At 64.7% G+C, this 11,955-nt stretch carries 17 protein-coding genes; 15 read left to right on the top strand and 2 right to left on the bottom strand.

All coding sequences use genetic code 11. The features are described from left to right. Position 1: 1 nt before the first annotated feature. From rplP to A5625_RS22615, 4 genes are all read left to right on the top strand, one after another. Positions 2–418 (top strand): 50S ribosomal protein L16, encoded by a 417-nt coding sequence (rplP, locus tag A5625_RS22600; protein ID WP_007773582.1) that lies wholly within the window; start codon positions 2–4, stop codon positions 416–418. Continuing rightward, positions 418–651, top strand: a complete 234-nt coding sequence (gene rpmC / locus A5625_RS22605) for a 50S ribosomal protein L29 (RefSeq protein WP_066999296.1) — start codon at positions 418–420, stop codon at positions 649–651. Before rplP ends, rpmC begins: the two co-directional genes overlap by 1 nt. Further along, positions 651–998: a 30S ribosomal protein S17 gene (rpsQ, locus tag A5625_RS22610; protein WP_066999299.1), complete on the top strand. Its 348-nt coding sequence runs from the start codon at positions 651–653 to the stop codon at positions 996–998. Before rpmC ends, rpsQ begins: the two co-directional genes overlap by 1 nt. A gap of 88 nt (positions 999–1,086) precedes the next feature. Continuing rightward, complete coding sequence (locus tag A5625_RS22615; RefSeq protein ID WP_066999302.1) at positions 1,087–3,453, top strand: arylsulfatase; 2,367 nt, start codon at positions 1,087–1,089, stop codon at positions 3,451–3,453. A 3-nt stretch (positions 3,454–3,456) separates the two neighbouring features. Here the strand turns inward: A5625_RS22615 and pstS are convergent, their stop codons facing one another. Next, positions 3,457–4,584: a phosphate ABC transporter substrate-binding protein PstS gene (gene pstS, locus A5625_RS22620; RefSeq protein ID WP_066999305.1), complete on the bottom strand. Its 1,128-nt coding sequence runs from the start codon at positions 4,582–4,584 to the stop codon at positions 3,457–3,459. A 258-nt stretch (positions 4,585–4,842) separates the two neighbouring features. Here pstS and A5625_RS22625 point away from each other — a divergent pair, with 258 nt between their 5' ends. The 3 genes from A5625_RS22625 to A5625_RS22635 all read left to right on the top strand — a co-directional run bounded on the left by A5625_RS22625 (position 4,843) and on the right by A5625_RS22635 (position 7,904). After that, a complete protein-coding gene (locus tag A5625_RS22625) occupies positions 4,843–5,787 on the top strand; it encodes a DUF4436 domain-containing protein (RefSeq protein ID WP_082984512.1) in 945 nt (314 codons plus the stop codon). Positions 5,788–5,812: 25 nt separating this feature from the next. Further along, a complete protein-coding gene (locus tag A5625_RS22630) occupies positions 5,813–6,703 on the top strand; it encodes a formylglycine-generating enzyme family protein (RefSeq protein WP_066999307.1) in 891 nt (296 codons plus the stop codon). A gap of 253 nt (positions 6,704–6,956) precedes the next feature. Continuing rightward, a complete protein-coding gene (locus tag A5625_RS22635) occupies positions 6,957–7,904 on the top strand; it encodes a DUF4436 domain-containing protein (RefSeq protein ID WP_066999310.1) in 948 nt (315 codons plus the stop codon). Positions 7,905–7,912: 8 nt separating this feature from the next. On the opposite strand, the gene A5625_RS22640 is transcribed toward A5625_RS22635, so the two are convergent. After that, positions 7,913–8,269 (bottom strand): helix-turn-helix domain-containing protein, encoded by a 357-nt coding sequence (locus A5625_RS22640; protein WP_066999313.1) that lies wholly within the window; start codon positions 8,267–8,269, stop codon positions 7,913–7,915. A 105-nt stretch (positions 8,270–8,374) separates the two neighbouring features. Here A5625_RS22640 and A5625_RS22645 point away from each other — a divergent pair, with 105 nt between their 5' ends. The 8 genes from A5625_RS22645 to rplR all read left to right on the top strand — a co-directional run bounded on the left by A5625_RS22645 (position 8,375) and on the right by rplR (position 11,918). Then, positions 8,375–8,743 carry a DoxX family protein gene (locus tag A5625_RS22645; protein ID WP_066999316.1) on the top strand — a complete coding sequence of 123 codons (369 nt, stop codon included), beginning with the start codon at positions 8,375–8,377 and terminating at the stop codon, positions 8,741–8,743. A 291-nt stretch (positions 8,744–9,034) separates the two neighbouring features. Beyond that, entirely contained in the window at positions 9,035–9,403 is a 369-nt protein-coding gene (gene rplN / locus A5625_RS22650) for a 50S ribosomal protein L14 (RefSeq protein ID WP_003403649.1), read from the top strand. Next, on the top strand, positions 9,404–9,721 hold the full coding sequence (gene rplX, locus A5625_RS22655; protein ID WP_066999320.1) for a 50S ribosomal protein L24: 318 nt from the start codon (positions 9,404–9,406) through the stop codon (positions 9,719–9,721). Continuing rightward, positions 9,721–10,284: a 50S ribosomal protein L5 gene (gene rplE, locus A5625_RS22660; protein ID WP_066999324.1), complete on the top strand. Its 564-nt coding sequence runs from the start codon at positions 9,721–9,723 to the stop codon at positions 10,282–10,284. The genes rplX and rplE overlap by 1 nt, the downstream gene beginning before the upstream one ends. A gap of 4 nt (positions 10,285–10,288) precedes the next feature. Further along, positions 10,289–10,474 (top strand): type Z 30S ribosomal protein S14, encoded by a 186-nt coding sequence (locus tag A5625_RS22665; RefSeq protein ID WP_066999327.1) that lies wholly within the window; start codon positions 10,289–10,291, stop codon positions 10,472–10,474. Positions 10,475–10,558: 84 nt separating this feature from the next. After that, positions 10,559–10,957, top strand: coding sequence for a 30S ribosomal protein S8 (gene rpsH / locus A5625_RS22670; RefSeq protein ID WP_008260619.1), 399 nt, complete (start codon positions 10,559–10,561; stop codon positions 10,955–10,957). 11 nt (positions 10,958–10,968) lie between these two features. Beyond that, entirely contained in the window at positions 10,969–11,508 is a 540-nt protein-coding gene (gene rplF / locus A5625_RS22675) for a 50S ribosomal protein L6 (protein ID WP_066999330.1), read from the top strand. A gap of 41 nt (positions 11,509–11,549) precedes the next feature. After that, positions 11,550–11,918, top strand: a complete 369-nt coding sequence (gene rplR / locus A5625_RS22680; RefSeq protein WP_082984521.1) for a 50S ribosomal protein L18 — start codon at positions 11,550–11,552, stop codon at positions 11,916–11,918. Positions 11,919–11,955 lie beyond the last annotated feature (37 nt).

Genomic DNA, 11,955 nt, shown 5'->3' on the forward strand with positions numbered 1-11,955 from the left:
CATGTTGATTCCCCGCAGAGTTAAACACCGTAAGCAACACCACCCCCGCCAGCGCGGTATCGCCAGTGGCGGCACGGCGGTGAACTTCGGCGACTACGGCATCCAGGCGTTGGAGCACGCCTATGTCACCAACCGGCAGATCGAGTCCGCTCGTATCGCCATCAATCGGCACATCAAGCGTGGCGGCAAGGTGTGGATCAACGTCTTCCCCGACCGCCCGCTGACCAAGAAGCCCGCCGAAACCCGAATGGGTTCGGGTAAGGGTTCGCCGGAGTGGTGGGTCGTCAACGTCAAGCCCGGCCGGGTGCTGTTCGAGCTCAGCTACCCCAACGAGCAGACCGCCCGGGCCGCGCTGACCCGCGCGATCCACAAGTTGCCGATCAAGGCCCGCATCGTGACTCGAGAGGATCAGTTCTGATGGCAGTGGGAACTTCGCCTGGCGAACTGCGTGAGCTCACCGAAGAGGAGCTGACCGAGCGTTTGCGCGAATCCAAGGAAGAGCTGTTCAATCTGCGTTTCCAGATGGCGACCGGGCAGCTGACCAACAACCGCCGGCTCCGCACGGTGCGTCAGGAGATCGCGCGGGTCTACACCGTGCTCCGCGAACGAGAACTGGGCTTGGCTTCCGGGCCCGACGGTAAGGAATCGTGATGGCAGAAGCCAAGAAGGCCGCACCCAAGAAGGCCGCCGCAACCGAGGCCGCGTCGAAAGACAAGGGCCCCAAGAATACTCCGGCCACCCCGAAGGTGCGCGGACGGCGCAAGATGCGCATCGGTTATGTGGTCAGTGACAAGATGCAGAAGACCATCGTGGTCGAGCTGGAAGACCGCGTGCGTCACCCGCTGTACGGCAAGATCATCCGGACCACCACCAAGGTGAAGGCGCACGACGAGAACAGCGTCGCCGGTATCGGCGACCGCGTCTCGCTGATGGAGACGCGCCCGACGTCGGCGACCAAACGTTGGCGCCTCGTCGAAATTCTGGAAAAGGCCAAGTAAGCCCCCGTAGTACCCACACCACAACGCCCGGTACCGGGTGTAGTCTTCACGCACGTTCGGCAAGTCCGCTACGAGAGTGAGGCTGACGATGGTGGCTGGGTCGGAGTCCGGGCAATTCAAGGGCAAAATCGAGCTCGACATCCGGGACTCCGAACCGGATTGGGGGCCCTACGCCGCGCCGACGGCGCCCCAGAACGCACCAAACGTCTTGTACCTGGTGTGGGATGACACCGGCATCGCAACCTGGGACTGCTTCGGCGGTTTGGTGGACATGCCCGCCATGTCGCGCATCGCCGAACGCGGCATCCGGCTCACCCAGTTCCACACCACCGCGCTGTGTTCGCCGACCCGGGCCTCATTGCTCACCGGGCGCAACGCAACGACCGTGGGAATGGCCATGATCGAGGAGTTCACCGAGGGTTTCCCCAACTCCAACGGTCGCATCCCGTTCGACACCGCGTTGCTCTCCGAAGCTCTCGCCGAACAGGGATACAACACCTACTGCGTGGGCAAGTGGCACCTGACGCCGCTCGAGGAATCGAACCTGGCCTCGACGAAGCGGCACTGGCCGACCTCACGCGGCTTCGAGCGGTTCTACGGATTCCTGGGCGGGGAGACCGACCAGTGGTATCCGGACCTGGTGTACGACAACCACCCGGTGAATCCGCCCGGTACCCCGGAAGACGGCTATCACCTGTCGAAGGACCTCGCCGACAAGACAATCGAATTCATTCGCGATGCCAAAGTGATTGCGCCCGAAAAGCCTTGGTTCTCCTACGTGTGTCCCGGCGCCGGACACGCGCCGCACCACGTCTTCAAAGAATGGGCCGACAAGTACGCCGGCCGCTTCGACATGGGCTACGAGCGCTACCGCGAGATCGTGCTGGAGCGGCAGAAGTCGCTGGGGGTCGTGCCGCCCGACACCGAATTGTCGCCGGTGAACCCGTATCTCGACGTGCAGGGGCCCGGCGGTGAACCGTGGCCGCTGCAGGACACCGTGCGGCCCTGGGATTCACTCAACGACGAAGAGAAGAAGCTGTTTTCCCGGATGGCCGAAGTGTTCGCCGGTTTCCTGAGCTACACCGACGCCCAGATCGGCCGAATCCTGGACTATCTCGAGGAATCGGGTCAGCTGGACAACACCATCATCGTGGTGATCTCCGACAACGGCGCCAGCGGCGAGGGCGGGCCGAACGGATCGGTCAACGAGGGAAAGTTCTTCAACGGTTACATCGACACCGTCGAAGAAAGCATGAAGCTGTTCGAACACCTCGGCGGCCCGGAGACCTACAACCATTACCCGATCGGTTGGGCGATGGCGTTCAACACGCCCTACAAGCTCTACAAGCGGTACGCCTCCCATGAGGGCGGCATCGCCGACACAGCAATTATCTCGTGGCCCAACGGGATTGCCGCACACGGTGGGGTGCGGGACAACTACGTCAATGTCTGCGACATCACCCCGACCATCTACGAACTGCTGGGCATGACACCGCCGGACACCGTGAAGGGCATCGCCCAGAAGCCGTTGGACGGCGTGAGTTTTAAAGCAGCTCTTGAGGATTCGGGCGCCGACACCGGCAAGGAGACCCAGTTCTACACCATGCTGGGTACCCGCGGGATCTGGCATCGGGGCTGGTTCGCCAACACCGTACACGCGGCGACCCCGGCCGGCTGGTCGCATTTCGACGCCGACCGCTGGGAACTGTTCCACATCGAGGCCGACCGCAGCCAGTGCCACGACCTGGCCGCCGAAAACCCGGACAAGCTCGAAGAACTCAAGGCGTTGTGGTTCTCGGAGGCGGCCAAATACAACGGGCTGCCGCTATCGGATTTGAACATCATGGAAACCCTGACGCGCGCCCGGCCGTACCTGGTCAGCGACCGGGCCGGTTACATCTACTATCCCGACTGCGCGGACGTCGGTATCGGCGCCGCTGCCGAAATCCGCGGCCGGTCGTTCTCGATACTGGCCGACGTGACCCTCGATACCACCGGGGCCGAGGGGGTGCTGTTCAAGCAGGGCGGCGCGCACGGCGGGCATGTGCTGTTCATCCAGGACGGCCGACTGCACTACGTGTACAACTTCCTCGGTGAGCGCCAGCAGGAGGTCTCCTCCTCGGAAGCCGTGCCGTTGGGCAGACATCTTCTCGGCGCCGGCTATGCACGCACCCGGACGGTCGAGAACAGCCACACGCCGCTTGGCGACGTCACACTGTTCATCGACGACAAGGTGGTCGGCACGCTGGGCGCGGTGACCACACATCCCGGCACCTTCGGACTGGCGGGTGCCGGTATCACGGTTGGGCGCAACGGCGGATCGCGAGTGTCGACCCGCTACAAGGCGCCGTTCACGTTCACCGGCGGCACCATCGCCCAGGTCACCGTCGACCTGTCCGGGCGGCCCTACGTGGACGTGGAAACCGAGATCGCGCTTGCCTTTTCGCGCGACTGAACCTCATTCGGGTTTAGGCGCGTCCACCGAGCTGATCGCGTCTACGGCGGCCGACACCCGGGCCTGGAAGTCGGCCGACAACGGGATGTAGCCGCTTTTGGCCAGTTCGATCTGGCCGGGACCGATGGCCGCCTGCAGAAAAGCCTTGACCGCCTTGGCCACATCGTATGTGGGGTACTTGGAGCAGACGATCTCGTAGGTTGCCAATACGATCGGGTAGACGTCGGGTTGGGCGGGGTTGTAGAACGACGACAGGTCGAGCACCAGATCGTTTCCGCCGCCGGTGATCTTGGCGCCCTTGATGGTCTTGCCGACCGTGTCGGTGCCGATCCGCACCGGGCGCAACGACCTACGGCTTGCCGGCGTCTTGATCTCGGCGGCGAACAGGCCTTGCTGCAGCGCGAACGACAATTCGTTGTAGCTGATCGCTCCCTCAGTACTCTTCACGGCGGCCGCGGTGCCGGTGTTGCCGACGGCGCCGGTACCGACATTGCCGTTGAACGTCTTGCCCGCACCCTTGCCCCAGACCCCGCCGGACGCGGACTGCAGGTATTCCTGAAAGTTGTCGGTGGTGCCTGAACCGTCGCTGCGGTAGATGACGTGAATGTCTTCAGCGGGCATGGACGCGTTGAGCGAGGTCAGGGCCGGGTCGTCCCAGCGCGTGATGGTGCCGTTGAAGATTTTGGCCAACGTAGGTGCGTCGAGCACCAACGAATCGACGGTGGCGAGGTTGTAGGTGATGGCCAGCGGGCCGAACACCACCGGCAGGTTCCAGGCGTCGGCGCCGCCGCATCGCTTCTGGGCGGCGGCGTATTGGTCACCCGACAGCGCTGTGTCGGAACCGGCGAAATCGGTTTTGCCGGCCAAGAAGTCGGCGATGCCGTTGCCGGACCCGTTGGCGGTGTAGTTCAGCGTCTGCCCGGAGCAGGCCTGGCGATAGGCATCGACGAAACGGGTCATGGCGTTGGCTTGCGCGGTCGAACCGCTGGCCGTCAGGGCCTGTTTGCCGCCGCAGTCCACTTTGGCCCCGGCGGTATACGGCAGGCTGGCGGGGGAGGAACTGCATGCCGACAGGGCCATGCCTACTGCGGCCAGAACGCTGGTCGCCAGTGCCGATCGATTGCGCTTCACTTCCCGACATTTACCGGTACCGCATGAATAGGCAAACCAACTCCGGATGAACGGGTGGGCCAATCGATGGCACCTCGAAGGTTTGCCCGACCGATGGAGGCGAGGCACCGGCCGGCCTTCGCTGGACAAACGATCAGTGCACGGCTGAGGGGCGAAAATCTCCTGAAAATGGCGAAATTTCAAAGTCGCCTCGCGGCGCCCGCGAGTTCGCTAGCATCCGTCGTCATGTGTCTGAATCCCGCACGGAGGTGTTGACCGATGACCCATCAAGCGCCACCCACACCACCGCCTCTGGCGCCGTCGGAGCAACCACCTACAACACCTCCGGCCGTGGCCGCGGCCCAACCGCGCAGGCGGCGAGCGGCCGTCGCCGTGGTCGCGGTGGCGGGTTTTATCGTCGTCTACGTCTTGTCGCTGCTCGGCGTGCATCTGCTCGCCAAAACGGCGGGACCACTGAAGCCGCCGGACCTCAACGCGACCAACGACACGGTGGTGCTGGTCCGCCTGGAAAAGGTCGACACCGTCGCCAACCGCCTCACGGTGAAGGTGCTGGTGATCCCCGAGGAGTCGATGTTCGACAAACGGCTCGAGGTGCTCAAGACCGACACCGCGGTGCGCATGGATCCCCCAAACGACCTTGGGGACTTGCAGTACCCGGCCGGAAAGTCGCCGGTGCAGGTCGCAACCACCATCGAGGCGCACGGTGATCCCAACAACTGGCCGTTCGACTCCTATCGCACGGATGCCCTTTCCGCCGACGTCCTTGTCGGACAGGGCGATGCGCGCCGCTACATCCCCGCCCGGGTGGAGGTGACCGGCGGCTTGGACGGCTGGGACGCCAGCGTCCAGCGCGTCGGCGAAGCCAGCCAGGACTCGGACCGCGCCGACAACGTCATCATCACGTTGCACCGGGCCAAGGGGCCGCTGATCTTCGACCTGGGAATTTGCCTGGTCCTGTTCGCGCTGCCTGCATTGGCCTTTGCCGTGGCCATCCAAATCGCTTTGGGGAGACGGAAATTCGTCCCGCCATTCGTGACGTGGTTCGCCGCCATGCTGTTCGCCGTCATTCCCATTCGCAACTTCTTGCCGGGGGCTCCCCCGCCGGGCGCGTGGATCGACCAAGCCCTGGTGCTCTGGGTGTTGATCGCGCTGGTCGCGGCGATGGGCCTATACATGCTCACCTGGTATCGGCAATCCGATTAGGGCGCGGACCGGCTAGCCTGACAAGGTGCTCAGCGAGCTGGTCGATCTTCCGGGTGGGTCATTCCGCATGGGCTCGACCAGCTTCTACCCCGAAGAAGCGCCGATCCACACCGTGACGGTGAGTCCCATTGCGGTGGAACGGCACCCGGTGACCAATGCGCAGTTCGCCGAGTTCGTCAGCGCGACCGGATACCTGACGGTGGCCGAACAGCCCATCGACCCGGCGCTGTATCCGGGGGCGGATCCGAACGATTTGTGCCCGGGCGCAATGGTTTTCCGGCCCACACCGGGGCCGGTCGACCTGCGCGACTGGCGACAGTGGTGGCAGTGGGTGCCCGGGGCGAGCTGGCGCCATCCGTTCGGGCCCGACAGCGACGTCGCCGATCGCGGTGATCATCCGGTGGTGCAGGTGGCGTATCCGGACGCAGCGGCCTATGCGCGGTGGGCCGGGCGACGGCTGCCGACCGAAGCTGAGTGGGAGTACGCGGCGCGAGCCGGGTCCACCACGACGTACGCGTGGGGTGAACAGGCCACTCCCGATGGCCGGCTGATGGCGAACACCTGGCAGGGCAGCTTCCCGTACCGCAATGACGGAGCGCTCGGCTGGGTGGGGACGTCACCGGTGGGCACGTTCGCTCCCAACGCATTTGGTCTGGTCGACATGATCGGCAACGTCTGGGAGTGGACGGCGACCGAGTTCTCCGCGCACCACCGGCTCGACCTGCCGCCCAAGTCCTGCTGCACTCCATTGGGGCCCGCCGATCCGTCCGTCAACCAGACCTTGAAGGGTGGCAGTTACCTCTGCGCGCCGGAGTACTGCCACCGCTACCGCCCGGCGGCCCGGTCACCGCAATCGCAGGACTCCGCGACGACGCACATCGGATTTCGCTGCGTGGCGGACTCCTCATCGAGCTAGCAAACCGGTAGCGCTGCATCGCCCGGTCTGTTGCGGGGTGTTTTCGGCCGGTGAAGTTAACGGCGGATGGCCAACAGGTGTCCGGACCTTCTTACGTTTCTGGACATGGGATTTCGCCGCGCAGGGGGCCCGGCAATTCGCTAGCATCTGACGACGTGTCACCCCGCTTGAGCCGGATTTCGTCGGCGGCGCCGATTCGGTGCCAGCAAGCTCCGCGGCGGCCCGGGTCCGTTATTGCTCGCGGCGGCGGCCAATGACCACCGAGGCCCCCACGCCGGCGCCGGTGACGGACCGGCCCCCTCCGGCGCCACCCGCAACGAAGAAGCGGGAGCCGCCGCGGATCGCGGTCGGTGTGAGCATTCTCGCGGCCGTCATCATCGCCTACGTCCTCTCACTTTTCGGCGTGCATTTTCTGCAGCGGTCGGAGGGGCCACTGCCGCCGCTGGACCTCAGCCAGGGCGGAGGTGACGCGACGATCGTGCAACTCCGCCTGGAGGAACTGAAGCCGGTCGCCAACCGCCTGTCCGTCGAGGTGCTCGCCTATCCCGGAGTTGCGCAGTACGACAACCGTTTTGATGTGCTCGCCAACGATGTCGCGGTGCGGCTATATCCCACAAGCGATCTGGGGGATCTGCAGTACCCGAAGGGCAAGGCGCCGGCACAACTCAGCACCACCATCGAGGCGCACGGCGATCCCGGCAACTGGCCGTTCGACTCCTACCAGACCGAACCGATCGCGGCCGACGCGTTCGTGGGCACCGGTGACAATCGCAAGAAGGTGCCCGCCCGCGTCGAAGTGACCGGCGCACTGGACGGCTGGCAGGTCAGCGTCAACCGGGTTCATGACCCGAGTGCACTGCCCACCTCCCGCGCGAGCGACACCGGCAATGTGGTCATTACGCTCAAGCGGGCCAAGGGTCCGCTCATCTTCGACCTCGGAATCTGCCTGGTTTTGATCAGCCTGCCCACTCTGGCCCTGCTGGTCGCCATCCCGATGGCGCTGGGCAGACGCAAGTTCCTGCCGCCGTTCGCCACCTGGTACGCCGCGAACCTGTTCGCGATCGTCCCGTTGCGCAACATCCTGCCCGGCGCGCCCCCGCCCGGTTCGTGGATCGATCAGGCGATCGTGCAGTGGGTGCTCATCGCGCTGGTGACGGCCATGAGCTTGTACATCGTCGCGTGGATCCGGCAGGGCGACTGACGCCGAGGTCAGCGTGACCTGCGGTTGGCATTGATCTCGTCGCGGTGTGCCATCGCCCACTCGGCGAGGGAGATCACCAGCGGTAGCAGTGTCCGGCCGAGTTCGGTCAATTCGTACTCCACTCGCGGTGGCACTTCGGCGTAGGCCGTGCGGTCGACCATACCGTCCTCGACGAGGTGCTTGAGCGTCAGGGTGAGCATCCGCTGCGAAATGCCCTCCACGGTTTCCGCCAACCCGCCGAACCGCATCGGCCCGCCACGCAGCGCGCCGATCACCAACAGACTCCACTTGTCGCCGATGCGATCGAGCACCTCCCGAACCGCACCGCCCTCGGGGATCCGCGTCGTCTTTGTGATGTGCGTCATATCGAAGACTTCTTCCTGGATGCATACATCGATGTGCCTTTTGTCGCCGCCCCAGCGCTGACACACGATGTGGCTACGCACAAATAGTAAGGATTGGGGAATACCGTGAACATCGCACTGTGGACGTCGCAGGGCCTCCTCGCCTTCGTCTATCTCGCCGCGGGCGGGCTCAAGGTCCTTCGGCCGCGCGAGCAGCTCGTGGCCACCGGCCGACTCGACTGGATGAAGGACAACTCGGACGCGGCCGTGAAAGCCGTCGGCGCGGTGGAGATCCTCGGCGCGCTCGGCGTGATCCTGCCCGAGGCGACCGGCATCGCCCGCATCCTGACCCCGATCGCTGCGGTCGGCCTGGTCATCGTGCAGATCGGCGCACTGCGCGTGCACCTGACCCGCAACGAGCGGCAACCCCTGCCGGTCAATGTGATCCTCTTGCTGCTCGCGGCCTTTGTCGCGATTGGGCGATTCGTGAGCTGATCGCCGTGGCCACCGAGCCGGACGCAGCCGCCCGCTTGGGGCGTTCTCAACCGCTGCCGAGTAGCAGTCCAGGCGGGCCGGCGTCGGGGTCCAACCAGAATTTGGCTCTGAGCTGGTCGTCCCCTAGACTCTAGGGGTTGCCTTGGGCAGACCTCGGCCGGTGCGAATCGGCCCCGCGTGCCCTTCGGTGACAAAGACCGCGCACGTCAGGTTTTTGGTGGGCCATGCCCGCCGAATGCTCACCCAGGTGGGTTCTCCTGCCGTGCACACGCAACCAGGTCAGGAGATCGAGTGATTCAGCAGGAATCGCGACTGAAGGTCGCCGACAACACCGGCGCCAAGGAGATCTTGTGCATCCGTGTGCTCGGCGGTTCGTCGCGACGCTACGCCGGCATCGGTGATGTCATCGTCGCCACCGTCAAGGACGCCATTCCCGGCGGCAACGTCAAGCGTGGGGATGTCGTCAAGGCCGTCGTGGTGCGCACGGTCAAGGAGCGCAGGCGTCCCGACGGCAGCTACATCAAGTTCGACGAGAACGCCGCGGTGATCATCAAGCCCGACAACGACCCGCGCGGGACGCGCATCTTCGGGCCGGTCGGCCGCGAACTGCGCGAGAAGCGGTTCATGAAGATCATCTCGCTTGCCCCGGAGGTTTTGTAAATGAAGGTCCGCAAAGGCGACACCGTCCTGGTCATCGCCGGCAAGGACAAGGGCGCCAAAGGCAAAGTGCTGCAGGCTTACCCGGAACGCGACCGAGTGCTGGTCGAGGGCGTCAACCGGATCAAGAAGCACACCGCGATTTCGACCAACCAGCGCGGAGCCCAGTCGGGTGGCATCGTCACCCAGGAAGCACCCATCCACGTCTCCAACGTGATGGTCGTCGATTCGGACGGTAAGCCCGCCCGCGTCGGTTACCGGGTCGACGAGGAGACCGGCAAGCGGGTTCGTATCTCCAAGCGCAACGGCAAGGACATCTGATGAGTACTGCAGAAAAAGTTCAGCCGCGCCTGAAAGAGCGCTACCGCAGCGAGATTCGCGATTCGCTGCAGCAGCAGTTCGGCTACGCCAACGTCATGCAGATCCCGACGGTGACCAAGGTCGTGGTCAACATGGGTGTCGGCGACGCGGCGCGGGACGCGAAGTTGATCAACGGCGCCGTAAGCGACCTGGCGCTGATCACCGGGCAACGCCCCGAAATCCGCCGCGCACGCAAATCCATCGCGCAGTTCAAGCTGCGTGAGGGCATGCCGATCGGTGCCCGGGTCACGCTGCGCGGAGACCGGATGTGGGAGTTCCTGGACCGTCTCACCTCGATCGCGCTGCCCCGTATCCGCGACTTCCGCGGGCTCTCGCCCAAGCAGTTCGACGGTGTCGGCAACTACACCTTCGGGCTGGCTGAGCAGTCGGTGTTCCACGAGATCGACGTGGACAAGATCGACCGGGTCCGCGGCATGGACATCAACGTCGTCACCTCGGCGACGACTGACGACGAAGGACGAGCGCTGTTGCGGGCCCTCGGCTTTCCGTTCAAGGAGAACTGAGTAGATGGCAAAGAAGGCACTGGTCAACAAGGCCGCACGCAAGCCGAAGTTCTCGGTGCGCGGCTACACCCGTTGCAACAAGTGCGGCCGCCCGCGCGCGGTCTACCGCAAATTCGGCCTGTGCCGGATCTGCTTGCGCGAGATGGCGCACGCGGGCGAGCTGCCCGGCGTGCAGAAGAGCAGCTGGTAACAGCCCAAACCCCAAGACCAACCCAGAAAAGGTGCGCGACAGGCCCGGACCGGGAACCATCGCGAGGAAGGTACCAACGCTGTCATGACGATGACGGACCCGATCGCAGACTTCTTGACACGTCTGCGCAACGCCAATTCGGCGTATCACGACGAGGTGACGTTGCCGCACTCCAAGTTGAAGGCAAACATCGCCCAGATCCTCAAGAGCGAGGGCTACATCAGCGACTACCGGACCGAGGATGCCCGGGTCGGCAAGTCGCTGATCGTTCAGCTCAAGTACGGGCCGAGCCGGGAGCGCAGCATCGCCGGTCTGCGCCGCGTGTCGAAGCCCGGTTTGCGGGTGTACGCGAAATCCACCAATCTGCCGCGCGTGCTCGGCGGCCTGGGCGTGGCGATCATCTCCACGTCCTCCGGCCTGCTGACCGATCGCCAGGCAGCCCGACAGGGCGTGGGCGGCGAAGTCCTCGCGTACGTGTGGTGAGGGGGTAAAAGATGTCGCGTATTGGTAAGCAGCCGGTTCCGGTTCCGTCCGGAGTCGACGTAACGATTGACGGTCAGAAGGTTTCGGTGAAGGGGCCCAAGGGCGTCCTGGATCTGACGGTGGCCGAGCCGATCACCGTATCGCGCAACGACGACGGCGCAATCGTGGTCACCCGTCCCAACGACGAGCGGCGCAACCGCTCGCTGCACGGACTGTCGCGCACCCTGGTGTCCAACCTGGTCACCGGTGTGACGCAGGGGTACACCACCAAGATGGAGATCTTCGGCGTCGGTTATCGCGTGCAGCTCAAGGGCTCCAACCTCGAGTTCGCGCTGGGCTACAGCCACCCCGTGGTGATCGAGGCTCCGGACGGTATCACCTTCGCCGTCCAGTCGCCGACGAAGTTTTCCATCACCGGGATCGACAAGCAGAAGGTCGGCCAGATCTCGGCGAACATCCGCCGTCTGCGCCGCCCCGACCCGTACAAGGGCAAGGGCGTGCGCTACGAGGGTGAACAGATCCGCCGCAAGGTCGGAAAGACAGGTAAGTAATCATGGCGCAAACACAAGCTGGCACCGCCGTGCGAAAGCCGGTGGGGCAGAGCGTATCCGCGACTCGGCGCGTCTCTCGGCTGCGCAGGCACGCACGGCTGCGCAAGAAGATCACCGGCACCCCGGAGCGTCCGCGGCTGGTGATCAACCGGTCCTCGCGGCACATCCACGTGCAACTGGTCAACGACGAGAACGGCACCACGGTGGCCGCGGCGTCGTCGATCGAGGACGATGTGCGCAGCCTGCAGGGAGACAAGAAGGCCCGCAGCGTGCGGGTCGGCCAACTGATCGCCGAGCGCGCCAAGGCAGCCGGCATCGACAGCGTGGTCTTCGACCGTGGCGGATACACCTACGGCGGACGGATCGCGGCGCTGGCCGACGCCGCCCGCGAGAACGGATTGCAATTCTGATGACTGAAAGCTTGAACACGACTGGAAGGACCGCATA

Origin of the sequence: Mycobacterium sp. 1465703.0 (assembly GCF_001672975.1) — a bacterium.
Classification (GTDB): Bacteria; Actinomycetota; Actinomycetes; order Mycobacteriales; family Mycobacteriaceae; genus Mycobacterium.